This window comes from Vibrio litoralis DSM 17657 (genome assembly GCF_000426765.1).
GTDB lineage: Bacteria > Pseudomonadota > Gammaproteobacteria > Enterobacterales > Vibrionaceae > Vibrio > Vibrio litoralis.
This window is the reverse complement of sequence record NZ_AUFZ01000019.1, coordinates 37,896-63,094: the sequence shown is the minus strand read 5'-3', so window position 1 is coordinate 63,094 and position 25,199 is coordinate 37,896. Positions and strand designations below refer to the sequence as shown.

Below are 25,199 nucleotides of genomic sequence, written 5' to 3'. Positions count from 1 at the left end.
GAAAAACGAAAAACGAAAAACGAAAAACGAAAATATTGCCCCAATAAAAAACGGACGTTCAAATTAATGTGCGTCCGTTTTTCGTTCTAGACTATTAACTATAAGATACTTTCAATTAAGACAGCTTAATCTTACCCGGTAATGCCTGGCGAGCGGCAGAGCCCACTACCCAATCAAGTAGCACGCCTTTACCTTCACGGGTTGGATCAATCAAGCCGATATCGTTGATATTCACCCCATCGCTCGATTTCATTTTCACTGGCTGTTGCTTATCGCCAATCCAATGAGCACGTTCACCCAGCTCGGTATGACCGAAACCATGTTCAAAGCCGAGTACCCCACGATGAATACCATCCACCAGCATTGCCGTTGCTTTAATCGAGTACGTTGGCGTTTCAATCGTAAACTGATCGCCCGTTTGCACGCCGTATTGCTTGGCATCTTCTGGATGAATATAAACCGGATTATTACCTTTAATCGAATTCAAACGTGGTGAAAGGTTAGATACCGCGCTATGAATATTCGATTTAAAGTTGGTTAAGGTAAACGGCCACTCTGGCTTAGCATACATCTCTTCCATTGGCGTGCCATCTGCCAGCTTTTGTGGATACCAAGTTGGACAACCAGAATACAACTCACCTGTCATGGTATTGCGCGAAGTGCCGAGTTTTTCATTCCAAATCGCCACCGGTTTTTGCCATTGATACTTCATGACATCACCTTTGTAGGCTTCAGTGGCATTTTCAAAACGTCCACCGCGAGCATAAATAAAGGCCACTTTGGCGAATTCATCTTTGCTTAACACACGCTGCATATCAGGCAGCAAACGCTCTAGCCCTGAGAAGTAAATATCTTCACTGCTGGCATTGGGCGTTCCACCAGCAACATAAGCAAGGTTAGCCGCTGAACGTAGGTAGAAGTCAGCCGCATTATGAATGCCGTGCCAGTTACCTTGCGCATCTTTAATCGCTTTATCACCAAAGCCACCTAGCTTCATGCTTTTCGCCATATCAATTAAGAAAGTTTCTAAGCAAATCTCACGACCATCGGCAGTTTTCTCTGTACGAGCTTCCACAATCGGCCAACGCGCAGTAACGGCTTTGGTTGGAATATCATGCCAAGGACCTGCCATGCCCCAACTTTCATAAGTCACGGTATCTGGCACGATATAGTCTGAAATTGCTGTGGTTTCATTGATAAACGCATCCACCGAAACAATCAAAGGCAACTCTTTCGGATCGCACAATTTGTCACGCAACAACGTGGTTAAACCCGGTACGCCATACAGCGGGTTCGCCATGTGGTTGATCCAAGCTTTTAAGCGGTACGGATAACCATCAATCGCCGCCGATAAATGCTCGGTAAGCAAAGGCGCGGAAATTGGATACCAAGGCGCACGAGTAGGATATGGCGATTCACCGGCTTCAACACGACGTTTATATTCAGTGGTTTTTTGATATGGAAATTTAGAGCGAGAAAGGAATACTCCCTTCGGCGCAACCATGCCATCAAACTTAGTGAAATCGTAACGTGGGCCAGCAGCCGAAGTAGGATAACCACCCGCTTTGGCTTTCATGCCGCCTTTTTTGTTGATGTTACCTAGCATGGCATTAAGCATCACAATACTAAAAGCATTGTAGAAGCCGTTGCTGTGCATGTTGCCGCCATGAGTATCGACCACAGACTTGCTGCCATGTTTATGTAATTTAGCCGCTAGCTGAGTAATTTCATCGGCAGGAATACCACAAAGATCAGCGAATTCGTCAATAGAGTATTCAAACGCTGCTTGCTTGAGTTGTTGCATCGATGAACGAACCGCAATCTCACCATTTGGCGTGTTGACCTTTTGATCAACATACAACTGCGCAGGTTTGTCTTGAGTATGTAGAGTTAACTCGCCAGAGGCTTGATCAACAATCACATAGGCATCGCCATCTGACAATTTATCACCACTGAAAGCCAAACCAAGATCGGAAGCACGTAAGAAACTACCTTCTCGCGCATGGCCTTGCTCAACAATCACTAAATGCGTTGCGTTACACCAATGGGCATTACCGGCTTTTTTCATTGCAGCGGCACTAGGCTGAGCAAGGAAGTTTTTATCGTATTTATCGTTGCTGATCATCCATTGAATGATCGCCAATACTAAAGCTGAATCGGTACCCGGTTTAATGGCTAACCAATGGTTATTATTCCCCGTGGCAAGGCTCGTCGACATTTGCAGAGTAGGTGTCACTACTGTGTATTCAAAATTACCGCGAGTACGCGCATTGGCTAACTGACGAGCTTGACGTTTAAATGGATTACCCGCTTGTGCTGGTGCAGTACCAATAAATAACGCAAATTCTGCATGTTCAAAATCTGGCTTCATGTGGGAGAATTTATCCAGATCATTCATAAATGCGCCAGAACCCGCACGGAATGCGTAACCACAATACGAACCATGATGACCAAAGTTACGAGTACCAAAACTATTAAAAGCAAAACGTTTTAGAATGTCATCACGGCCTTCATTACCCGCATTAGTCATTAACAGTTGGTTGGCTAACGGGCCGTATTCAGGGTTATTCGGATCAACCGGCGTTTTAATATCACGAATCGCTTGTAAGCCGTCGACATGACCTTCACCAAACAAATCGCCACCTTCAACCACTTCTTTTAATAGTTGCTCATAGCTAATCGTCTGCCACTTACCTTCACCACGTTTACCAACTCGTTTTAATGGTTGAGTAATACGATATGGGCTAGTGCGCACATCCATCATGGCATTACCACGCGCACAAGCCGTCGAACGACCTTCAATGCCCGCTTCACCAGTTAATGATAAATAGGCATCTTTAACTGGTGTTTCAAATGGAATTTTTTGTTCACTGGAAAGTGGGTGATAAGGGTTACCTGAGATACGTAAAATCTCATCGGTTTCATTATCCACACGAACGCGTACCCCGCACAGCGTCCAACAACCAAAACACATAGATGGCGCAACACGTTGTTTTGGGTTAGCGATTAGATTGCCGTTCTTCACCTGATATTCAGGATCAAGTGAGTTACCAAAGTGAATGTGTTTGGTTTTCTCACCAGCAGTACCTTCGACAATACCTTTTGCAGTATGAGCGGCAGTTGAAGAATAGCCTGCAGCAAACGCAACACCGCCCCCAACAGCAAGACCAGATTTTATAAACTTACGACGTTTGTTATCCATGATGACCTCTTACTTTTGAGTTGATAAAGGAGTGTTTAATGTAACTGACTTGTCAGATTTAGATTGCACTACTTCGGTTAATATCACCGCCAGCAATAGCCATAAACCCGCCATGCCAACTACCCCCAGCATACCCGGTGCGCCTAATGGCAAATCATAAGGGTACGGGCCTTGGTCGTATTTCGGCAAAGTTTGCACTTCAATCATGGTCATCCAGCGAATCGCCCAACACGTTGCAATGGTAAGTGCGCTGCAAGCCAGTAATGAAAGTCGCTTAAATTGCTGGCCACGCATCACTAGCATCGCCATCACTAAACAAGCGACAAACGCGGCCATCATTAACACTAGGTTGCTAAACCAACTGCCGTATTGCAGTAAGTTCATATAAGCGCCATTGGATACCCAAATAGGTAATAGAATTAACGACAACACTGAGCAAATTGCCACGCAACGTTTCAACAAACTCATATCCGTTGACGTCAATTCAATAGTCTTATCTTGGTTCGGCATTAAATTCAAAATGAACAAAGTAAAACCAATCGCGCCAAAGAATGCCGTCACAAACCACAAGATAGGCGATGCAGGTTGATGCCACATTGGACGAGCCACAACCGCGTAGATTTCCATTCCGGTGTACAGAGCAATCGACAAGCCAGAAAGAACCGTTACCCCAGCAACCGCAGTAATTAATTTAGCGGATGCTTGCCATTGACCTAGTGTGAGTAAACCAACAAGACGAAGGTATTTATTATCGCTATTGGCTAGCTTGCTAATCTCAGGCCGTAGATATAACCACGCTGCTAATACCGCTAACATAGAGAAAATTGGCAATAAAATTGCGCCACGTGACATCCAAGACCAAGAGGTTAAATGAGGGAAGAAATGCCAAGCGCGACCCGGTTGGTGTAAGTCGGCGGTTAAGGCTAACGGGCCAACAATCGCACAAATACCTAAACATAACGCCAAGGCGGCACGTAATGTATGACTGGTCTTATCGCGTAGCACTAGGCTCGCGAAAAACAAAATCGCCGCTGCATAAGCCGAGCCTATGTAGAAAAAGTATTGCACTGCCCACGGGAGCCAAGCCACCGTCTGAGACGGAATTAAGATTTCAGTGATATTCATTAGTGCTCTCCTTGAGGATCGTAAATCGCCGCTTTACCTTCAATATGCGAGGTAAACTCATCTTGCAAACCGATATAGAACACATGCGGTTGGGTACCGGCTTCCGGTTTCAGCACTTTGATTTCATCTTTAAATTCGCGCATCAGCTGGCTAATTTGGCTATTGGCATCATTTAAATCACCAATCACACGTGCGCCGCCAACACAGGTTTCTACGCAAGCAGGAAGCAAACCTTCTTCTAGGCGATGAGCACAGAAAGTACATTTATCAGCGGTGAGGGTTTCTTCATTAATAAAGCGAGCATCGTAAGGACAAGCTTGTACGCAATAAGCACAAGCCACGCAGCGTTTGTTATCGACCATCACAATGCCGTCTTCACGTTGGAAGGTCGCTTGTACTGGGCAAACCGCTACACAAGGAGGATTTTCACAATGGTTACACAAGCGTGGTAAAGTGAACATCTTGGTTTCTTGCTTGGCTGTTGAGCCATCATCCAAGGTCACTTCATACTGTTTAACGGTAGTGCGGAACTGACCAATCGGTGCTTGGTTTTCAATGCTGCAACCTACAGTACAAGCTTGGCAACCAACACATTTACGTAGGTCGACCACCATTGCATAACGCTTGCCCTTCATGCCTTGACGGCCTGGCTCTTGGTTATTACGAATGATAGGAGCGGCAGTCGCCACCGGAATAATGGCAGCCCCGGCAGAAACTGCGCCGAGACCACGGAGAAAGCGTCGTTTTGTTTGATCCATGAGATTGACCTTGCTGGTGATAACTCTTAAGGGGTATTCTCACCAATGGATACTTTTTGCTCTATTGTGGTTTTCCACATAACCCAACCTGACTTGATCTAGAACAAGTTTTGCCCGAACTATTTCAAACGAGGAAAGCATGTGAACCGCTTCATCACACAACTCACTCAAACTAGATGGTGGCCGCTTCGCCTGTTATTTATTATTTTCGGGATAAGCCACTTTTCTTTAGCTCATGCGGAAAGTTCACAGCCTCAATCTCAACCTATAGCTCAACCGATTCAAGTTGCCGTACTGGCGACTCGCGGTAATCCTCAAGCGATACAGCGCTGGCAACCGACTATTGATTGGCTTAACCAACAATTACCTCAATACCAATTTTCTCTACGGCCGAGAAACCTAGATCAAATGGAAGAAGTGATCACAACCAACAGCGCAGAATTTGTGATCACCAATCCCGGCCAATCAGTCAAGCTCGGCTGGCAGTATCCATTATCTTGGATCGCAACGTTAAAAAGCCCGTGGCCTAATGGCACCAATCAAGCGCTCGGCAGTACCTTAGTCGTCAGAAATGACAGTCCGTTTATCGACCTAGAAGATTTGCAAAATAGTCACGCAGTTGCCGTTTCACCGGATGCGTTTGGCGGGTTTCTCACCTTAAGTCAGTATTTAAAATCCAAACAACAAGACCCGAGCCTATTCTTCAAAAAAATCGATTATCTCGGTTTTCCGATTGATGCCATGTTGTATCACCTACGCGATCATCAATCCGACGTAGCAATTACTCCGGTATGCTTATTAGAAAATATGGATAAAGAAGGCTTGATCGATAAATCGCAATTTCGGGTGGTCAACAATAGCGCCCCGCAAGACTTTCCTTGCGCAGTGTCGACCCCGCTGTATCCCAACTGGTCATTTGCCAAAACCAGCAAAGCCAATGAAGAGATGGCCACCGCCGTTACTCAAGCGTTATTAAATCTACCCAAAGATAACCCTGCCGCGGTTGCCGCTAAATCACATGGTTGGTCATCGCCAATCAGTTCATTGAGCGTGGTAAAAATGTATCGTGATTTAAATATTCACCCACAGCAAACCCCTTGGTGGCAACAGGCTTTAATGTGGCTAAAACAGCATCAACAATGGGCTTGGGGCGCGGCGATTTTATTTATCGCGCTGAATATTTATCACTTTTGGTTAGAATTTCGTTTTAACCGCAACCAGAAACTCCTCAATCAAGCGCAGCTCGAACTAAAACAAAAAAGCCAAATGCTAGAACATGCCCAGCGGGTAGCGATTGTTGGCGGGCTTGGTACTAATCTGGCCCATGAAATTAATCAGCCCCTTTCGGCGATTCGCAATTACAGCCAAGGGGCAAAACTGCGGATTGAAAAAGGCGCGGATGCCACCAGCCTAACGCCAATTATGGATAAGATTGAGCAACAAGTGGTGCGAGTTGATGCAATTGTGCAGCGCTTACGAACGCTCATCACCAAGCGTACAGTGGCTAAGCAAAACCTAAACATCAATGCATTAATCGATGACACGTTAGCCCTACTCAGCCACGACTTAACGGATAAAAACATACAAATCAAAGTCGTCACAAATGGCAACCCGAGAGAGATTTATGCTGATGCGGTAGGTTTACAGCAAGTGTTAGTCAATATCATCAATAACGCTGCCGATTCTTGTCTCAGCTACCCTCAAGAGCTGACTAACCGCATTGAGGTAGTCATTGATTATGCCGAGCAACAGTTGGATATTTATCTGCGTGATAATGGCGCAGGCTTAGTTCAGCCTATTAGCGAATTGCAAAGCGCCTTTGTCAGTACCAAAGAAAAAGGACTAGGTTTGGGGCTATCGATTTGCCACGATATTATTGAACATCATCATGGTCATTTTACCTTGTCTCCTATTGAGCCACACGGGTGTGAAGCGCATATTCAATTACCCTATTTACAACCTTCTAGCCATCAACAAAACAGTTAAAGGATCACTATGACTCAATTGCCGATTTACCTAGTTGATGACGATGAGTCCGTGCTCGATTCTCTGGCCTTCTTGCTGCAAGAATTTGACTACCAAGTGCAATGTTTTTCCGATGGTGAAAGCTTTCTCCAACAAGCAAAACTCGATCAGGCAGGTTGTGTAGTACTCGATAGCCGCATGCCAAGTATGCGAGGCCAGCAAGTCCACCAACTGTTGCAGCAACAACATAGTCCATTAGGCGTGATTTATTTAACCGGCCACGGCGATATACCCATGGCGGTTGAAGCGTTAAAGCAAGGCGCGGTGGATTTTCTACAAAAGCCAGTAGATGGCAAGGTACTGGTAGAGGCCATCAATAAGGCGTGTGACTATTCTGAGCAAGCTGCCCAAGCAATGACTATACAAAAGGCATTTGAATCGTTAACAGAGCGAGAACAGGCTATTTTAGGATTGGTAGTGCAAGGAATGAAGAATCAGCAAATCGCCGAGGAGTTATGTATCGCAGTGCGAACGGTCGAAGTCCACCGCTCGAATTTAATGAAGAAGTTTTCCGCCAAAAGCATTGCTGAGTTGGTGATGCAGTATGCTCAACTGAAATGAATCAACTAAATAGACCATCGGATTGTTTTGAGTTCCCGATCTTACTAATTCAATAACTTACGGATTAGTTGATGTATGGGAAAGTAGACATAATGACTCCCACGAAGGTGCTAGCCTCCCGTTTCGTGGGTTAGCGAAGCCAGAGCCATAATTAGTTTGCTAAAGAACCAAATTAGGAGGCTAGCATGAAAAACGATACCACTCTTTTTATTGGGCTAGATACCCATAAATTCTTCATTTTACAATAATAAGCAGTTTCGGGCTTGCTCAACACCCAGATAAGGTGTTAGCTGCGCGATACCTATCCTTATTTGTTATAAGGCGAGTTCTAACGAACTAAACTTAGCACCTGCTTAAATTCAGCTGCCCTACAGTCTTTTACAAGTTCGTAGAAACACATTTCTAACCCCGATATTTCCACACCACTTTCCTTCAACCGATTAATACCCAATTGGACATTTGATAGCGTACGAGAGGAAACACAATCATTAACCAGCTCAACATTGAAGCCTAATTCAACCAATCCTTTTGCAGTTTGGTACACACATATATGCGCCTCAATGCCACAAACTAACCAAGTATCGACATCTATATCTTTGATGGTGGTTAGGAAATCGGGAGACTCACAGGCATTGAAGGTAAACTTTGTTATCGGATTGACTTCACCAAGGGAAACTCTTAGTTCCTCTACTGTTTTACCCAACTTCTCAGGATTTTGCTCAAGCAGAACTATGGGCAAACCTAGGGCTCTAACCCCAGCTATCAATTTAGAGCAATTAGAGATGAGTGTTTCACTATCATAAACTAAGCGTGCAAGCTTACCCTGCACATCTACAACGATAAGCCCTGTTTTATCTCGTGACAACATTTTACCATCCTTAGTTTAATGCAGACTTATAACAGTATTAACAATAAACTCAGATAAACCCAAATGAATTTTATACACGATCGCTGCGAATCAATTCATTTATTGTCATAAAATACTCTAATAACGATTTTTTAAAAGCATTTAGGTGATTTACCTTTCAGAAGGATACCTAATGTATTGAGAAAAATTACAATCCTAACTAAGAATGGAGCACAAATAAATTACTCACATCAATCCTCCTCCGCCCTCCTTTGGCTATAAATCTTGATGCCAAGTATTTTTCATTGGTAAAGGGAGGAGTGATTTGTGAGCGCTTGTTATTTAGACGCATAGATTGGAGATGTACCAGCCTCAAGTTTACATTTACAAGGCTCAGCACTAGATAAGTAGGTTTCTAATCTCGTTTAGGTTCGGCTGTAATGACTATCTTTCATGACGACCCAAAAGCCTTTCTTAATGCAGTGATTTCAGGCCGACCACTTTGCCGGTGATATTTTTCGGAAACTGAATTGGCTCGACTGTGCTAAAGCTAGATAAACGTTTTTCGATACGCGCTTCTTGTTTGGCAATCTTGGCTTCTTGCTTATTCAATTTAAGCTCTTGTTTTAAAACTTTCTTATGTTTCTTCGCTAACTTACGCTGCTTTTTCAGCAGTTTTTTCATTTGTTTCTGTTGTTTCTTCTGTGCCTTTAGGCCTTTCTTCAAGGTTTGTAGCTGTTGTTTGATTTCATTTGGAGCAAGCAAAGGTTGAGCCTCAAGTTCTGGCATAGTTGGTTCAATACTAGGTTTAGCAATCACTTTTGATGGCACCACTAAGTTCACGCCATTATTAAGCGCCTTGATGGTTGCTTGCTGGTTATATTCACGTTGCGCTTTCATCGCTTTAGCTTTGGCGATCACGTCAGGTACATTGCTCGCCTGAATAGGCAATAATGCTTGAGTCACTTTTTTATCGAGTTGATTAGATTGAGAAAGCTTGGCAAGAGAGACAGGTTTGCATAGTGCGCCTTTTTGATTCGACGTGCGAGCGCAAGAGCCACAATAAAATTGTGAATCCAACACTAACTTGTCGATTTTTCCGTCTTTAATATCGCGGCGAGAAAATTTACATAAAGACTTTGCCATAACTACACACCCTAATGAAATGACCAATCGCAATTACGATAAGGCAAATAACAACGATTCTCATTTCTTTATAGGGTTAAATATCATTAAATACAAGTGAAAATTACTCGTATTTGAAAGCAGTTATGACAAAGGTTTGATTTTCAGATTAATTCTTATGGATATATTTTTGTTCAACATCCACTAATGCAACTGGGTTGAGGAAAGAACGACCAATCAAAATCGCATAGCTCATGTGGTCACGATCCACCAGGTTAAATGGTGTGGTGTAGGTCTTATCGCCCAGCTTAATATCTAGTTCAACAATTGGACGACGTGAGGTTTCTGGGCTTGAAGATTGTTTAATATGCACCCAGCGCTTAACTGGCAAGGTGATTTCTTTACTGACATCATCTTTGGCTTTGATTTTAAACGACACCATATCTTTGCCGTCTTTTTCAAAGTCATGAATATCAATAGCGTTGATTGAAGAAGTGGTCGCGCCGGTATCTATCTTGGCGATAGTGCGCTGATCGGTATCTAAAACCATTACCCACTCTTTTTCGCCGACCACGATTTTATCTTGTAGTAATTGAGCGACATCTTGTTGCGGCTCGGCAGCTACCGCAAGCGAAGATAAAGGAATGAATAACGAAGCGGTCAATAAAGCTTGTGATAATTTCATAATCACCTTTTAATGTCTGAATATAAATACCCCTATCATTTGGGGACGACTCTTATTCAGACTGCATGCTCGCATGTTAATTCCCTCGAAAGTGTCAGCTTTGTGTCACCATACTGTTGAGAACATACACATCAAAGCGATTTTTCTTGGTTTCAATCGCCATGCTAGGCTTGTGTTGATTAAGCCACGGCGCGTAGTCTGGGCGCTTAACTACCACTCGTTTAGTGGCCAGTTGCAGTGCCGGTTCTAATAAATCATCGGCATCATTATCCGCCCCCACCAAAGATTGAAACACCCGCATTTCTTTTTTGACTAATGCGCTTTTCTTTTTGTTTTCAGGATGAGGGTACATAGGATCGAGGTAGACAACATCTGGTTGCACGAAATCACTTTTCGCCATTAATTGCTGCAAAGCATCGTGACTCGAAGCGTGTAATAAACTCATTCGTTCACTGACCCAATCACCAATTTCAGGATCTTGCTTTGCGCGAGTTAAACCATCATCCAATAAAGCGGCAACCACAGGGTTACGCTCTACCATTTGAACCTTGCAACCTAACGATGCCAATACAAATGCATCGCGTCCTAATCCGGCAGTGGCATCCAATACGCTCGGTGTGGCACCTTTATTTAAGCCTGCTGCTTTAGCAATCGCTTGACCTTTACCACCACCAAACTTGCGTCGATGAGCGACTGCGCCTCCGGCTAAATCGACATAAATTGCGCCTAGCTTAGGTTCATCTAATTTACGCAGCTCTAAACGTTGTTCGGTAAGCACTAGAGCAAAAACGCTATCAGGCTGATGGGTAAGTTGCCAACGTGCAGCAATCTCATCTAATTGAGCTTGCTGAGAAGGATTATCACAACATAGGTTCAGCTGCACACAAACTCCAAAAATTATACGGATTCAAATAATGACGCGGCATTATCCGTGATCCGGAAGATAAGATGAAGCAGGTTGAGCAATAAAACTTTCTACCAATTGTTCTAATGGCTTAGGCGCGCTAATTAAGTAGCCTTGAGCATAGTCGACCCCTAACTCCATTAGGCACGATAATATCTCATCATTTTCCACAAACTCAGCCACCGTTTGCTTACCAAGCTGCTTAACTAGGTTATGAATCGATTGCACTAAAATATAGTCCACTTCATCTTGATGCATATCTCGTACAAAGCAGCCATCAATTTTCACGATATCTAACGGCAAGGTTTTTAAATAAGCAAAAGAAGACAAGCCTGAACCGAAATCATCTAATGCAATCTTGCAACCTAGCTGCTTTAAGCGGGTAAACAACTGGGAGGCTTGTTGCATATTTCCGACCGCAGCCGTTTCAGTGATTTCAATACAGATTTTTTCTGTCGGTACAGTGGTGTTTTGCAGCAGCTCAATCAGGAAAGCAATAAAGTCTTTATCGCCCATAGACTGACCTGAAAGGTTAATCGAGCAACGACCTAGCTTATCAATCGCATCCGGTCGCGCCTCAAACCAGGCCAGCGTTTGCTTAAACACTTCCCGATCAATCAAGTGAGCCAGGTTATAGCGCTCAACCGCCGGCATAAAGATCCCCGGCGACATCAGCTCATTATTCTGATCACGCAAACGTACCAATATTTCAAAGTGCAACTTATCACTCGGCGATGGCGTAATATCTAAAATCGGCTGGGCATAAAGCTCTAATCGGTCATTGGCCAATGCGTCATAGACTTGGTTAACACAAGCCATTTCCAGCTCACGGTGACGGAAGTTTTCATCATCAGTGCTATATAAGTGCGCTCGGTTTCGCCCTTCTTCTTTGGCTAAATAACAAGCCGTATCCGCCTGAGCATAGACTCCTTGCGCCGATTTTGCGGTGTAATCAATTTTACGGATCCCGATCGAGCAGTTTAAGTTAAAGTGAATGCCGCGCCACATAAACTGACTTTGATTGAAGCCCTTGAGAATCGACTGAGAAAATTGCTTCACTTCTTCTTCATCGCAATCACGCAATAAAATAGCAAACTCATCACCACCGGTTCTTGCTAGTGTCGCTTTGTCTGGGATTAACTGCTCTAACAGTTCTGCGCTATAAACAATCGCCGCATCGCCAGCTTCATGACCGACGGTATCATTGATTAATTTAAACTGGTCAAGATCGAGATAAAATAAAGCATGCGCACGTATGTTACCTTTCACTTCCTTTAAAGCGGTGACAATCTGTTTCTCAAAATGATATCGGTTATACAAGCCAGTTAAACCATCGTGATAAGCTTGATATTCTAGCTGCTCAGCTAACAGGTGGGTTTCGGTAATATCTTCACCGACTATCAATAGCTGACGAGTTTCTGGGATTTGACGGATATTTTCTCTTATCCAGACTAACTGACCGGTATTATCAATATATTGAATTTCACGACGTGCCACTAGGGCATGTTTTTTTTGTGGCTGACGTAGCTTTTCTAGTGCACTTATCTGGGTGGTTTGAGCGTAGAGAGTCTGTAGTTTTCGCCCTAAAAGTTGCAGATTATCGTAGCCTAAGATTTTCGAGGTAAACTTGTTGGCTGCTTGGATGCAATCATGCTCATCAATAGTCAGCATCATCACCGGCTGCAATTGATAGTAATTTCGAAACTTGGCCTCATTTTCAATTAAGCGTTTTTCTGCCAATTTTCGATCGGTAATATTCTTACCTTCAAATAAATATTGCTCATCATGGCCATCCACTACTGGTAATTTTTTAATGCTTAAATCTAAAGTAATTGGCCCAATACTGGTTCTTACTAATTCCACCTCAAGCCGGGTCAGCCCTTCTTGCTGTGCTTTGAGAAACGCCTGCTCAACTTTTTTACCACTTGCTTCCCCCCAGCCACTATAGCTCCAAACTGGGTGGCCATAATCAAAGTTTGGGTCATACACCAATTCTTGCAGGGTCTGATTACTCGAGATTAACAGCCCTTTTTCATCGACAATCCCAATGGCTTGTCGACTTAAATCATAAACCGTTTCCAATAAATATTGATTTTGCTGTGATTGATTTTCCGTAATACGTACACGCTTAAAATGACGAATAATCAAAAATAAAACCACCGCCAACACAGTGAAATAGGCGAAAAACTGCAGCATATCATTGGGATGAGGAATACCAGCAGAGCTAGACTGAGCTTGGCTGATCACCACTGAGTTTGTTTCAGGCATAGTAGACTCTACGCTTGATTTTATGCCGCTGTCAGTTGCCAAAGCGAAACTACTCGCGAAGGTAAGAGCCAAAGTAATCAAATATCTAAAATCTACATTCATCAGTTCAAACTACGTTTTTGATAATAAGATCACACTGAGCCGTTCAGTGCTTAAATAAAAAAACGAGTAATCACTCGCTTAAATAATAATGACTTATGTTATCAACCTTACCAACTATTTTAGGTTTTGTTTGTTATATTCGTAGTATAAAACAACAATTCACACTAAAAAGGAATCAACATGCCCGATCCTAACGTTCGGTTAGATGAACTTGATAAAGCGATTCTGCAAATTTTAATGGCAGATGCACGAACGCCTTATGCTGAGATGGCCAAACGGTTTGATGTTAGCCCTGCCACGGTGCATGTTCGTGTTGAAAAAATGAGAGCCGCTAAGGTAATCGAAGGCACCGAAGTCATTGTTAATGCCAAAAAACTTGGTTATGACGTATGTTGCTTTATTGGCATTAATTTAAATGCGGCGCGAGATTATCACTCGGCAATTGAAAAACTCAACGCATTAGATGAAGTGGTCGAAGCCTACTACACTACCGGTGCCTATAATATTTTCGTCAAGTTGATGTGTAAAAACATCGAAGAGCTACAATATGTATTGATCGATAAACTACAAGCGATTGATGAAGTACAATCCACTGAAACACTCATTTCGTTGCAAAACCCTATTAATCGCAACGTCAATCCATAAACGTTGCCAATCTCGAGCGCCATCTGGCGCTCTTATCGCTTAACCATCATGTTTATCACACACAGACTTCGTGACTTAATTAGTTAAAAAAACCATCATCTAGTTTTCATATTTCTCCCTTAGCCTTTGCCCTGTTTTTCATTTAAGCCGCTTACCAATGGGCGTGTGCAGGTATATAAGACTGCTATATAAAAATAAGGGAATGCAATTATGAGTCATATCGAACACGGTGATCACTCCAATAACTTAACCACCGAATCTTCAGATTTTTCGCAAATCATAGAAAATGGATTAAGCCGTCGTCGCTTTTTACAAACAGCCGCCGCGGGCAGTTCAGTGGCCTTTTTTGCCACCTCACCAATTGCCAATGCGATGGTGCGCCCACCGAAAGCTAAGCCATTACTAGGATTTGAAGCAATCCCAACCTCAACACTAGATACCATCGTTGTTCCAACAGGTTACCAAGCTGAACCTCTTATTGCGTGGGGTGATGCAATTCACCCAACGGCTGCACCTTTTTCTCAATTTAATTCTGCCGCGGATCAAGAAAAGCAATTTGGTGATAACAATGATGGTATGACATTTTTGCCATTGAGCCGTGATCGCGCAGTGCTGGCGGTTAATAATGAAAGCACCGATTACGACAGCTTATTCGCCGATCAAGGACAAAACCTGACGGCGGATAAAGTACGTCGATCACAAGCTGCGGTTGGAGTATCCATTGTTGAATTAAGCAAGGGACCGCAAGGCTGGACAACCAATGTCAACGGCCGATTAAACCGCCGCATCACCGCTTATACAGAAATGGAATTAACTGGCCCGGCGGCTGGTGATGATAAACTTAAAACCCATGCCGACCCAACCGGCACGCAAGTTCTCGGCACCTTTAATAACTGTGCCAATGGTGCAACCCCTTGGGGCACTTACCTGACTTGTGAAGAAAATTTCAATGGCTTCTTTGGTAGTCAAAACGAGGTTGATGTTCCAGCCGAAGATGCACGCTATGGCATTTATTCGGGCAATGGTAGATTTAACTGGCATCAATTTGATGAGCGTTTTGATATTGAAAAAGAGCCCAATGAGAATCACCGTCATGGTTGGGTAGTTGAAATTGACCCAATGAACCCGAATTCAAAACCAAAAAAACGTACCGCATTAGGTCGTTTCAAGCATGAGAATGCCGCATTAACCATCAACAAAAATGGCCGAGTGGTGGTCTACCTTGGCGATGATGAGCGTGGTGAGCATATTTATAAGTTTGTGTCGAAAGGCAAATACAAAGCGCACAAACCGGAAGCTAACCGAGATTTACTCGATGAAGGTACTCTGTATGTGGCGAAATTTACCGCAAAAGACGGTGAAATGCATGGCAAAGGTGAATGGATTGAATTGACCTTTGGTAAGAATGGTTTAACCCCAGAAAATGGCTTTAATAGCCAAGCGGATGTGTTGATCTTTACTCGCCAAGCGGCCACTCAAGTTGGCGCTACCACCATGGACCGACCTGAATGGGTGGCGGTTCATCCAGATAATGAGCAAGTCTTTTGTACTCTCACCAATAACAAATACCGCGGAGTTCGTGAGGGGCAAGAAATCAACGCAGCTAACCCACGTGAAAATAATATCTATGGCCATATCATTCGTTGGCAGCCGAAAAATGGGAACCATGATTCCGACCAATTTTTCTGGGATATTTATGTATTAGCCGGTAATCCTGAGCAATACTCAAACGATAATCCAAGATCGGGTAGCGATAACATCAATAAAGACAATATGTTTAACAGCCCTGATGGCATTGGCTTTGATAATGCTGGCCGCTTGTGGATCCAAACCGATGGTAACTATTCCAACTCGGGCGATTTTGCGGGGATGGGCAACAACCAAATGTTATGTGGCGATCCTAATACCGGTGAAATCAAACGTTTCTTAACCGGCCCAATTGGTTGTGAGATCACCGGTCTTACTTTTAGTCCGGATAATCGCACCTTGTTTGTCGGCATCCAGCACCCAAGCGATAGTTTCTCGGCAATCGATGGTATTCCACGTTCTACTGTCATCAAAATTACTCGAGAAGATGGTGGAGTGGTAGGAGCGTAAACAGCGGACCCTAGGTTGCTAGTTCCTAGTCTCTAGAAAAACACTGTCGCGATAAAAACACAAAAACCAGAAACGCCACGCGCGCTTCTGGTTTTTTATACCACCTAGTCAACCTTAATCCACCACCTAGAAACTAGGAACTCGGAACTAGGGACTTCTCTTTGTAACACCTCGGCTGCCTTGGGCACATGCCGCCCCGCGAACAAATCACCCTCGCTTGATTTTCGATGCCACGCTCAATCCAATTGATATTTAATATCCGCGCCACGGTGAGTAGTTGCTGTTTAATTTGATAAGGGATCTCACATTGACCGCCTTTGCGCACACATTCTTTTTGTAGAGCACTGGCAATGGCAACCGCATCTTCCCCTTGTGCTTCTAGGGCTGGGTTTAAATCGACTCCCGAACACAACACATGATAATTGCCCGCCATGTCTTTGACTTTAACCGACTCACAACAATAAATATGCGGCACACCATCTTGATTCAGCACGGAAATCTGCGCCACTGGCGTGTTACCCGGAATGCCTATCATGCGGAAAACCGACCAATGCTGACACGGATCTTCTACCATTCGCATATTGCCCCAAGGTAGAGGAATACCATTGCCGCGATAAACCGCTTTCAACTTACCCGGATTATAAGCATCGAAATAGTGCCAATGAGGATACGGTGAAACCGCGGTCATACGTCGCATCACCACCGACTCTGACACACCGATTAATTTACTCACGCTGATCTCATAACCATGGCGGTCGAGCAACTGACGAAATGGCACTTTCGGACACAACAACGCGCCAGCAAAAAATGAACATTCAAAATCGCGCCACGCTTGCAGAATATGTTTGGAATCTAGGCTATTCACATCCCGTGTTTGATCGGGCATTAAGGTGGATAAATTACGATTATCCGAAGCAATCACATGCTTTTCACCATCACTGTTGTGCAACACTTTATGGCCGATGTGTACTGCTAAATCGTATTTAAGTTTTTCTGGCGTGGCTTTAAGTGCGCGGTTAATTCGAATCACGCCCGGCGCTTCTGCATAAGAGCGGACAATATGTTTGGACTTCACCCCATGAAGATCCTCCACATCTTGTGATGGCTCATCAAACCATTTAATTTTTACCCCAACCTCTTGGCAGATATCCAATAAATCCTCGACCGACAACGGCATGCGTTTTTGACCGACTTTTTCCGCCGCCTTTTCGAGATCAGGAAAATGGTTTTGATGGTGCTCTTGGTGAGCACGAATTAAAAGGTGCGCAAATTGATGCCCGGTAGTGCCGGTTTGCGACAGCATTTCTGGAATGGCGATTTGTAAAATATCATTAGAAAACAAAAAGCTTGGTTCAAGTACCATGCCATTAATGCCACCACGGCTGCCCTTTTCTGGGGTGATTTCTTGCTCCTCACTGGCATCATCTAAAAACCAGTGCAGCGGCTTTTGAAATACCTGTGCGATCACATCCAACATCGCTTCACTTGGTACTCGCTTGCCTCGTTCAATCATCGAAAGGTACGACACCGAAGGCGCGTCTTCAGGGTCAATTTTAATGCAACGTGATGATAAGTCTTCCAAAGTTAAACCGTTACGTTTCCGTAAGTTACGAACTTTGGTACCGAGAAAGTGTGACTGTCTATTTAACGAACTTGATGCCTTCATCCCTGACCTCGTATTTGTAAAATTTACACTGTGTAATTTTCTTTGTGAAATTTTATTCAGTTTATCGCTATTCTTTTAGTCACAGGATGAAAAAGCAGCATTTGATGTTCAACTTTAAGACAGCGGTCACTAATTGAGAGATCAGTGATTCAAAAAACAAATAGTCAAAAAGCCAATATCAAATCATCGCCACTGCTACAAAAACGAGTCGTAACATGAGGGAATGAATATGAACTTAGCACATACTATCGATGGTCCAATGACCAGCACACAGACAACATTAGCCACTCAACACCAATTCAATGCCGAGCTAGTTCAATTCGTCAATCAACAAGTGTTGCCACTAACCGGTCTCGATCAAAAACAATTTTGGGCTAACTTCAGCCAACTTCTCAATGATCTTGCACCGAAGAATCAAGAATTGTTAGAAACTCGTACTCGCCTACAAACTCAAATTGATGATTGGCACAAAAGTCACCCTCAATTTAATCAAGGCGAATATCAGGCATTTTTACAACAAATTGGCTACCTAGTTGAACAAGGCGACGACTTCCAAATCAGCACCCAAAATGTTGATCAAGAAATTGCCACACTAGCAGGGCCGCAACTTGTAGTGCCGATTAAAAATGCTCGCTTTGCACTTAACGCAGCCAATGCTCGTTGGGGTAGCCTTTACGATGCGGCGTACGGTAGCGACATCATTATTCAATCGGAAGGATTAAAAGCGGGTAAGAAATACAATCCCGCTCGTGGCAAACATGTGATTGATTTCGCTAAAACCTTTTTAGATGACAACTTCCCACTAAAACAAGGTTCACATCACGACGTTCAAAGCTATTCGGTGTATTTCCATCACTTATTGGCGACGTTCCCTGATGGTAGTCAATCGGGCTTAGCACAACCTTGCCAGTTTGTTGCCTCAAGTAACCCTGATGTAGAGCCGACTTCTATCGTGTTGAAAAACCACTGTTTGCACATTGAGTTAATCATTAACCGTAAAGGCGCAATTGGTAAGCATGACATTGCAGGTTTAGATGACATTCAAGTGGAATCGGCGCTTTCAACCATTATGGATTTTGAAGACTCCGTTGCGGCCGTTGATAGCCAAGACAAACTTGAAGCCTATCAAAATTGGTTTGGCCTAATCACTGGCAACCTAACGGCCACGATCAGCAAAGGCAATCAAACCCAGATCCGCCGCTTGAACTGCGACCGTAGCTACACCCATAAAAATGGTGATGACTACAACTTGCATGGCCGTTCATTACTACTGGTTCGTAACGTTGGTCACCTAATGACGAGTGATTTAGTGCAAACCTCGCAAGGCAAAAATATGCCGGAAGGCTTAATTGATGCGGTGATCACGGCACTTATCGCCGCGATTGAAATTAAGAACCCACAGGCATGTCGCGTGACCAATAGTCGTACTGGCAGCATTTATATCGTTAAACCGAAAATGCATGGCCCACAAGAAGTGGCATTCAGCAATGAGCTATTCGAACGTGTAGAGAACATGCTCGATCTTGAGCCGAATACCATCAAAATGGGGATTATGGATGAAGAACGTCGCACTACCGTTAATTTAAAAGAATGTATCCGCGCCGCACAATCACGCGTGGTATTCATCAACACCGGATTTTTAGACCGCACTGGCGATGAAATTCACACCAGTATGCAAGCCGGTGCTTTTAAACCGAAAGCGGATATTAAACAGCAAACCTGGATTGAAGCTTATGAAAACAACAATGTCGAAGTGGGTCTAGCGTGTGGTTTTACTGGTAAAGCACAAATTGGCAAAGGCATGTGGGCAATGCCAGAAGAAATGAAAGCCATGATGGCGACCAAAGTGGCTCATCCGAAATCGGGGGCAAATACTGCTTGGGTACCGTCGCCGACCGCGGCCACATTGCACGCTTTGCATTATCACCAGGTAGACGTGTTTGCCGAACAAAAAATGATTGCTGAGCGCACACCGACTAATCAAGCGGATTTATTAACCCTTGAATTACTAGAAGAAACGCTTTCTCAACAACAAATTGAAGCGGAACTCGATAACAACATTCAAGGCATCCTAGGCTACGTAGTGCGCTGGGTTGAGATGGGAATTGGCTGCTCAAAAGTGCCTGACATTAATAATGTCGAATTAATGGAAGACCGCGCCACCTTGCGTATTTCCAGCCAACACATTGCCAACTGGTTGTTACACAAAGTTTGTCGCCCTGAGCAAGTGATGGACAGCATGCACAAAATGGCACAGATAGTTGATGCACAAAACGAAGGCTCTGAAGGTTATCGACCGATGCTGCCAAATGTTGAGCAAAGCCTAGCGTTTCAAGCCGCAAGAGAGTTGATTTTCCAAGGCCGTAATCAACCGAGTGGCTATACCGAACCGTTACTGCATCAGTATCGGGTTTGGGCAAAAGGTTAAAACGAATCTCGAATCTAGGGCGCTACGCTGCTCGTTTATCGAAGTGCAGCGCACCTAAAACGATAAAAACATACCAAATCCAATAACGAAAAACGCAGAGCGTCCGAGCAACGAAACACGAGAAGCGAAGCGCTCTAGCAACGAAAACATAGAAGGGAATCATTATGCCAAACACGACAACCCAAAATAGCTACAAGCATCAACTAACTGAAGCGCAAAAAACCATTGAGAGCCAAAGCACTTGGAATGCTATCACGCCGGAATATGTGGCTCGTATGCGCCTACAAAATCGCTTCCGTACGGGGCTTGATATTGCACGCTTTACTGCAAAAATTATGCGTGAAGATATGGATGCTTATGACCAAAACTCTGCCAATTACACCCAATCTCTAGGTTGCTGGCATGGCTTTATAGGCCAACAAAAAATGATTTCAATTAAGAAGCATTTTGAAACGACTCGTGGCCGTTACTTGTACCTTTCTGGCTGGATGGTCGCCGCAATGCGCTCTGAGTTTGGTCCACTACCTGACCAATCGATGCACGAAAAAACCTCAGTGCCAATGCTGATTGAAGAGCTGTACACCTTCTTAAAACAAGCCGATGCACGTGAGCTCAATCATCTATTTAAAGAGCTCGATGCAGCGCAAGCGTCAGGCGATCAAGTCAAAGTACAAGCGGTACAAAAGCAGATCGATAATTTCGAAACTCATGTAGTACCTATCATTGCCGATATCGATGCCGGTTTTGGTAACGAAGAAGCGACCTACCTACTTGCGAAGAAGATGATTGAAGCGGGTGCATGTTGTATTCAAATCGAAAACCAGGTATCAGATGCGAAACAATGTGGTCACCAAGACGGTAAAGTAACCGTGCCACATGAAGACTTTTTAGCGAAAATCAACGCGGTTCGCTACGCGTTTCTAGAACTTGGCGTGGAAGATGGTGTAATTGTAGCGCGTACTGACTCACTAGGCGCAGGGCTTACCCAAAAAATCCCAGTATCACAAAGCGAAGGCGATTTAGCCGACCAATACAACGCTTACATTGATGGGGTTGAAATCCAATCACTAAGCGAATTGAACTCAGGTGATATGGTTATTAAACAAGGTGATGCAGTGATTAAGCCAACTCGCCTGCCAAATGGCTTGGTTCGCTTTAAACCAAATACAGGTGAAGCTCGCGTAGTACTCGATTGCATTACTTCGCTACAAAATGGCGCCGATCTACTATGGATTGAGACCGAAAAACCGCATATTGGTCAAATCGCCGGTATGGTAAATCGTATCCGTGAAGTGATCCCAAATGCTAAATTGGTGTACAACAACAGCCCATCGTTCAACTGGACGCTAAACTTCCGCCAGCAAGTATTCGATATGTGGGCAGAGGCTGGTCAAGATGTATCCGCTTACGACCGTGACCAGTTAATGAGCCAAGTGTATGACGGTTCTGAACTGGCACTAGAAGCGGATGCGAAAATCCAAAGCTTCCAACGTGATGCGGCGGCGCAAGCAGGTATTTTCCACCACTTGATTACGCTACCGACTTATCACACTGCAGCGCTTTCAACCGATAACTTGGCGAAAGACTACTTCGGTGAGCAAGGTATGTTGGCTTACGTAGCTGGCGTTCAGCGTAAAGAACTGCGTCAAGGTTTGGCTTCGGTGAAACACCAAGATATGTCAGGCTCCAACATCGGTGATGATCACAAAGAGTACTTCTCGGGTGACCAAGCGCTGAAAGCATCGGGTGAGAATAATACGATGAATCAGTTCTCATAAAAAAAGTGACGAGTCTCGAGGACGCTTCGCTCGAGATCCGAGTTAAGAGCCAAGAGACTCGACAATAACCGTACCCTTAACCAAAAGCTTCTCATCTCCCAGCTAACGGTAGATGATGAAGCTTTTTTTATATCGTCATTCGAGGCTCGGAATCTCGGCCGCGTAGCTGCTCGTAGCTAGAAAAAGACTAGAATCTCTGGGGAAGATTCTAAACGACACTCCTACCTCGCTTTTTTGAATGATGAATTCACTTCCCAACCGCACGACTTCGAGTTACGAGCAACGTAGTGCCCGAGCACCGAGCAACGCTCCTAAAAACTAGGAACTAAAAACCAATCCCCTCACCAACCCCGCTGCTATCGAAAACATAATCACCGCAATCACCGTATCTAAAATTTGCCAGGTTTTCGGCTTAGCAAAAAATGGGATCAACTTTTTGGCAATATACGCCACGCCATAAAACCAAATCGCAGAAGCCGTTAAAGCACCGACCAAAAACCAACGCTTTTCTTCAAAACTTAATGAGGAGGTAATCCCACCTAACACAACAATCGTATCGAGGTAGACATGCGGATTTAAAAAGGTCATCGCCAGTGTCATCATCGCGACTTTGAGCCAATTGCGACTGACTTCCGAGTTATCAATATCTAAATGACTTTGACCACGCCACGCTGATTTTGCTGATAAAAATCCATACCAACATAAAAAGGCAATACCGATTAAAGTTAAGATTTCGGTCAAAATAGGCGCTTGTTGCAATAAGACACCAACGCCCAACACGCCAGTGCTGATCAGTAAAATGTCACCCAGAAAACAAATGGTCGCCACCAGCATCACATAGTTATTTTTCAAACCGGATTTAAGCAAAAAGGCATTCTGACTACCAATCGCTACAATGAGACTACCTGATACAAACGCTCCCTTTAGTGCCACACTCAACATGTTTTCTATTCCTAGTTATTATTGTTCACTCACATTTGATGTACGCTAATATTGCGCTACAAAACACTTAAGTTAAAATTAAAATAATTAAAGCTTCATAAGAATTACTTAAGCAAGGCGCGGGCATGTTTGACTACAAGTTATTAGAATCACTGGAAAGAATTGCAGCGCTGAAAAGTTTTGAAGCAGCAGCACAAGAACTCAATATTAGTCAATCAGCCATTTCACAACGAATTACTAACCTAGAGCAACGCGTTGGTGCCATTTTAGTGCAACGAGGTAAGAACTTAACCCTCACACCAACTGGACAAAATCTGGTTAATCACTCCATGAAGGTCAAGCAACTCGAATTCGAATTGCATCATCTACTCGGTGAAGACGGCGTTTCCCACCCACTCAAAATTGTCATCAATGCCGATAGTCTCGCCACTTGGTGGTTTAAAGCGACCAAAGATTTCCATCAACAACATAATGTAATGTTCGACATCTTAATTGAAGATCAAAGCGAAGGCTTAAAGCACCTCGAAGAAGGGTTAGCTATGGGCTGTTTATGCAGTTCGAATAAAACCTTATCTGGCATTCGTTGTGAGTATTTAGGCACGATGGAGTATCGTTTTTATTGCTCACCAGACTTTAAGAGTAAGTACTTCGAAACACCACAATCGGAACAAGACCTTGCTGACATATTACAGATTGCTCCAGCAGTGATTTTTGGCGCAGACGATAAGCTGCAAAAACAGCAATTTCAAAAATGGGGCTTACCTACCCAATTCCCCTACCATATTTGCCCATCAAGCGAAGGCTTGGCCGACATGATCTTAAATGGGCAAGCTTATGGTATCTTACCCATGATTCAAGCTCAGCCCTTTGCCAATAAACTCGTGGATATTTTCCCCGACCGAGAAGGTATCCATGTTCCTTTATACTGGCATTATTGGCACCAAAGCGGCTCGGTTTTAGATAAATTATCCGCCCTCCTTGTATCCAAAAAAATAAAGCAATTAATTTTTTAAAACCTTTGATCTGACTTTAATCAATCACTCCAATTAGCTCTACTTCTTCAATGCCTCGCTCAGCCGCACCTCTAATTGTAATTGATGAATAATAAATCAATAACTTAATAAAAAAACGACAACCAATATCACACAATCGCCTTTCATTTCTGTACTAACCCCCATTGCGCCTCTAGGTTTAATTTTTAACACATTGTATACATTTTTATCACCTATGAAGTACAAAATAAAAACAACACCAAAACAAATAATACAAAAATGAAAAACAACGTAATAGTTAAACGAAACCTAGCCCTAATAATAAGGAGAATTATGAAAATAATGATCATAAACCCCAACACTACGGAAACCTTTACTAAGGGGATAGAACAGGCTTGCCTACCTTTTATCCACCCCAAAACGGAACTGGTGGTAACTAATCCTAAGCAAGGAGTAAGAAGTATTGAAGGAGCTTACGATGGTATACAAGCGAGCTTCTTTACACTTCAACTGATTAAGGAGAGCCATGACATTGATGCGTTTGTGATTGCTTGCTTTGACGATACTGGACTTGATGCCGCTCGAGAGGTGACTTCAGTACCCGTAATCGGAATAGGAGAAGCGGCACTACACGCCGCCAGTTTTATTAGCCGCAAGTATTCGGTATTAACTACGATGCAACGCTCGGTAAACATATTGAAGGAAAATGCTGAGCGGTATGGTTTAGATAAAAACTGTGTTGGTATCCATGCAGCTAATTTACCTGTACTGGCATTAGAAGATTCAGACAACGCCCTTAATATCATTTATGAAAAAGCAAAAATGATATTAGAAAAAGACCAAAGCGAATGCTTGATCTTGGGTTGTGGTGGAATGTCTGGATGGGCATCTCAACTCAGTGAGCGTCTTAACGTTCCTGTTGTCGATGGTGTTATTGCCGGGATGAAATTTGCTGAATCGTTAGTCGAAATGAATTTATCCACAAGTAAAGCAATTAGCTATGACTTCCCTAGAGAAAAATAACTCACTTATCGAAAGCTAAAAAATAG

The 25,199-nt window shown here is 43.6% G+C and carries 18 protein-coding genes; 8 read left to right on the top strand and 10 right to left on the bottom strand.

Annotation, left to right across the window (positions count from 1 at the left end; all coding sequences use genetic code 11):
* Positions 1-115: 115 nt before the first annotated feature.
* The 3 genes from K358_RS0108350 to dsrO are packed head-to-tail and all read right to left on the bottom strand — an operon-like array spanning position 116 to position 5,085.
* A complete protein-coding gene (locus K358_RS0108350) occupies positions 116-3,202 on the bottom strand; it encodes a tetrathionate reductase subunit A (protein ID WP_027696391.1) in 3,087 nt (1,028 codons plus the stop codon).
* Between the two features lie 9 nt (positions 3,203-3,211).
* Positions 3,212-4,327 carry an NrfD/PsrC family molybdoenzyme membrane anchor subunit gene (gene nrfD / locus K358_RS0108345; RefSeq protein WP_027696390.1) on the bottom strand — a complete coding sequence of 372 codons (1,116 nt, stop codon included), beginning with the start codon at positions 4,325-4,327 and terminating at the stop codon, positions 3,212-3,214.
* Positions 4,327-5,085 (bottom strand): sulfate reduction electron transfer complex DsrMKJOP subunit DsrO, encoded by a 759-nt coding sequence (gene dsrO / locus K358_RS0108340; protein ID WP_027696389.1) that lies wholly within the window; start codon positions 5,083-5,085, stop codon positions 4,327-4,329. The genes nrfD and dsrO overlap by 1 nt, the downstream gene beginning before the upstream one ends.
* A gap of 141 nt (positions 5,086-5,226) precedes the next feature.
* Here dsrO and K358_RS0108335 point away from each other — a divergent pair, with 141 nt between their 5' ends.
* Together K358_RS0108335 and K358_RS0108330 are read left to right on the top strand one after the other, a co-directional pair.
* The gene (locus tag K358_RS0108335; protein ID WP_027696388.1) at positions 5,227-7,071 is read left to right on the top strand and encodes a sensor histidine kinase; all 1,845 of its coding nucleotides are present in this window, start codon (positions 5,227-5,229) and stop codon (positions 7,069-7,071) included.
* 9 nt (positions 7,072-7,080) lie between these two features.
* On the top strand, positions 7,081-7,671 hold the full coding sequence (locus K358_RS0108330) for a response regulator transcription factor (RefSeq protein WP_027696387.1): 591 nt from the start codon (positions 7,081-7,083) through the stop codon (positions 7,669-7,671).
* 328 nt (positions 7,672-7,999) lie between these two features.
* Here the strand turns inward: K358_RS0108330 and K358_RS0108325 are convergent, their stop codons facing one another.
* The 5 genes from K358_RS0108325 to K358_RS18230 form a co-directional block, all read right to left on the bottom strand.
* The gene (locus tag K358_RS0108325; protein WP_027696386.1) at positions 8,000-8,539 is read right to left on the bottom strand and encodes an isochorismatase family protein; all 540 of its coding nucleotides are present in this window, start codon (positions 8,537-8,539) and stop codon (positions 8,000-8,002) included.
* A 453-nt stretch (positions 8,540-8,992) separates the two neighbouring features.
* Positions 8,993-9,664: a hypothetical protein gene (locus K358_RS18785; RefSeq protein WP_027696385.1), complete on the bottom strand. Its 672-nt coding sequence runs from the start codon at positions 9,662-9,664 to the stop codon at positions 8,993-8,995.
* Positions 9,665-9,812: 148 nt separating this feature from the next.
* The gene (locus K358_RS0108315) at positions 9,813-10,328 is read right to left on the bottom strand and encodes an ATP-dependent zinc protease family protein (RefSeq protein ID WP_244875242.1); all 516 of its coding nucleotides are present in this window, start codon (positions 10,326-10,328) and stop codon (positions 9,813-9,815) included.
* Between the two features lie 94 nt (positions 10,329-10,422).
* Positions 10,423-11,211, bottom strand: coding sequence for a class I SAM-dependent methyltransferase (locus K358_RS0108310; RefSeq protein ID WP_027696383.1), 789 nt, complete (start codon positions 11,209-11,211; stop codon positions 10,423-10,425).
* Between the two features lie 42 nt (positions 11,212-11,253).
* Positions 11,254-13,500 (bottom strand): sensor domain-containing protein, encoded by a 2,247-nt coding sequence (locus K358_RS18230; protein WP_051241243.1) that lies wholly within the window; start codon positions 13,498-13,500, stop codon positions 11,254-11,256.
* 282 nt (positions 13,501-13,782) lie between these two features.
* Between K358_RS18230 and asnC the strand changes: the two genes are divergently transcribed.
* Together asnC and K358_RS0108295 are read left to right on the top strand one after the other, a co-directional pair.
* A complete protein-coding gene (asnC, locus tag K358_RS0108300) occupies positions 13,783-14,247 on the top strand; it encodes a transcriptional regulator AsnC (protein ID WP_027696382.1) in 465 nt (154 codons plus the stop codon).
* 210 nt (positions 14,248-14,457) lie between these two features.
* The gene (locus K358_RS0108295) at positions 14,458-16,344 is read left to right on the top strand and encodes a PhoX family protein (protein WP_051241242.1); all 1,887 of its coding nucleotides are present in this window, start codon (positions 14,458-14,460) and stop codon (positions 16,342-16,344) included.
* A gap of 133 nt (positions 16,345-16,477) precedes the next feature.
* On the opposite strand, the gene K358_RS0108290 is transcribed toward K358_RS0108295, so the two are convergent.
* Positions 16,478-18,010, bottom strand: a complete 1,533-nt coding sequence (locus tag K358_RS0108290; RefSeq protein WP_027696380.1) for a DUF3612 domain-containing protein — start codon at positions 18,008-18,010, stop codon at positions 16,478-16,480.
* Positions 18,011-18,269: 259 nt separating this feature from the next.
* Between K358_RS0108290 and K358_RS0108285 the strand changes: the two genes are divergently transcribed.
* Positions 18,270-20,438 (top strand): malate synthase G, encoded by a 2,169-nt coding sequence (locus K358_RS0108285; protein WP_051241249.1) that lies wholly within the window; start codon positions 18,270-18,272, stop codon positions 20,436-20,438.
* A gap of 164 nt (positions 20,439-20,602) precedes the next feature.
* The gene (locus K358_RS0108280; RefSeq protein WP_027696378.1) at positions 20,603-22,216 is read left to right on the top strand and encodes an isocitrate lyase; all 1,614 of its coding nucleotides are present in this window, start codon (positions 20,603-20,605) and stop codon (positions 22,214-22,216) included.
* A 318-nt stretch (positions 22,217-22,534) separates the two neighbouring features.
* Here K358_RS0108280 and K358_RS0108275 read toward each other — a convergent pair whose 3' ends face one another.
* Positions 22,535-23,158, bottom strand: a complete 624-nt coding sequence (locus tag K358_RS0108275) for a LysE/ArgO family amino acid transporter (protein ID WP_027696377.1) — start codon at positions 23,156-23,158, stop codon at positions 22,535-22,537.
* Between the two features lie 125 nt (positions 23,159-23,283).
* Between K358_RS0108275 and K358_RS0108270 the strand changes: the two genes are divergently transcribed.
* The gene (locus tag K358_RS0108270; RefSeq protein ID WP_027696376.1) at positions 23,284-24,171 is read left to right on the top strand and encodes an ArgP/LysG family DNA-binding transcriptional regulator; all 888 of its coding nucleotides are present in this window, start codon (positions 23,284-23,286) and stop codon (positions 24,169-24,171) included.
* Positions 24,172-24,483: 312 nt separating this feature from the next.
* Positions 24,484-25,173, top strand: coding sequence for an aspartate/glutamate racemase family protein (locus K358_RS0108260; RefSeq protein ID WP_027696375.1), 690 nt, complete (start codon positions 24,484-24,486; stop codon positions 25,171-25,173).
* Positions 25,174-25,199 lie beyond the last annotated feature (26 nt).

What these genes read in the sequence shown, in the direction of transcription:
- K358_RS0108350 (WP_027696391.1), bottom strand. Translation starts at nt 3,202, where the DNA reads ATGGATAACAAACGTCGTAAGTTTATAAAATCTGGTCTTGCTGTTGGG.
- asnC (WP_027696382.1), top strand. Translation starts at nt 13,783, where the DNA reads ATGCCCGATCCTAACGTTCGGTTAGATGAACTTGATAAAGCGATTCTG.
- K358_RS0108295 (WP_051241242.1), top strand. Translation starts at nt 14,458, where the DNA reads ATGAGTCATATCGAACACGGTGATCACTCCAATAACTTAACCACCGAA.
- K358_RS18230 (WP_051241243.1), bottom strand. Translation starts at nt 13,500, where the DNA reads ATGCCTGAAACAAACTCAGTGGTGATCAGCCAAGCTCAGTCTAGCTCT.
- K358_RS0108330 (WP_027696387.1), top strand. Translation starts at nt 7,081, where the DNA reads ATGACTCAATTGCCGATTTACCTAGTTGATGACGATGAGTCCGTGCTC.
- K358_RS0108285 (WP_051241249.1), top strand. Translation starts at nt 18,270, where the DNA reads ATGACCAGCACACAGACAACATTAGCCACTCAACACCAATTCAATGCC.
- K358_RS0108270 (WP_027696376.1), top strand. Translation starts at nt 23,284, where the DNA reads ATGTTTGACTACAAGTTATTAGAATCACTGGAAAGAATTGCAGCGCTG.
- dsrO (WP_027696389.1), bottom strand. Translation starts at nt 5,085, where the DNA reads ATGGATCAAACAAAACGACGCTTTCTCCGTGGTCTCGGCGCAGTTTCT.
- K358_RS0108315 (WP_244875242.1), bottom strand. Translation starts at nt 10,328, where the DNA reads ATGAAATTATCACAAGCTTTATTGACCGCTTCGTTATTCATTCCTTTA.
- K358_RS18785 (WP_027696385.1), bottom strand. Translation starts at nt 9,664, where the DNA reads ATGGCAAAGTCTTTATGTAAATTTTCTCGCCGCGATATTAAAGACGGA.
- K358_RS0108275 (WP_027696377.1), bottom strand. Translation starts at nt 23,158, where the DNA reads ATGTTGAGTGTGGCACTAAAGGGAGCGTTTGTATCAGGTAGTCTCATT.
- K358_RS0108325 (WP_027696386.1), bottom strand. Translation starts at nt 8,539, where the DNA reads ATGTTGTCACGAGATAAAACAGGGCTTATCGTTGTAGATGTGCAGGGT.
- K358_RS0108280 (WP_027696378.1), top strand. Translation starts at nt 20,603, where the DNA reads ATGCCAAACACGACAACCCAAAATAGCTACAAGCATCAACTAACTGAA.
- nrfD (WP_027696390.1), bottom strand. Translation starts at nt 4,327, where the DNA reads ATGAATATCACTGAAATCTTAATTCCGTCTCAGACGGTGGCTTGGCTC.
- K358_RS0108290 (WP_027696380.1), bottom strand. Translation starts at nt 18,010, where the DNA reads ATGAAGGCATCAAGTTCGTTAAATAGACAGTCACACTTTCTCGGTACC.
- K358_RS0108260 (WP_027696375.1), top strand. Translation starts at nt 24,484, where the DNA reads ATGAAAATAATGATCATAAACCCCAACACTACGGAAACCTTTACTAAG.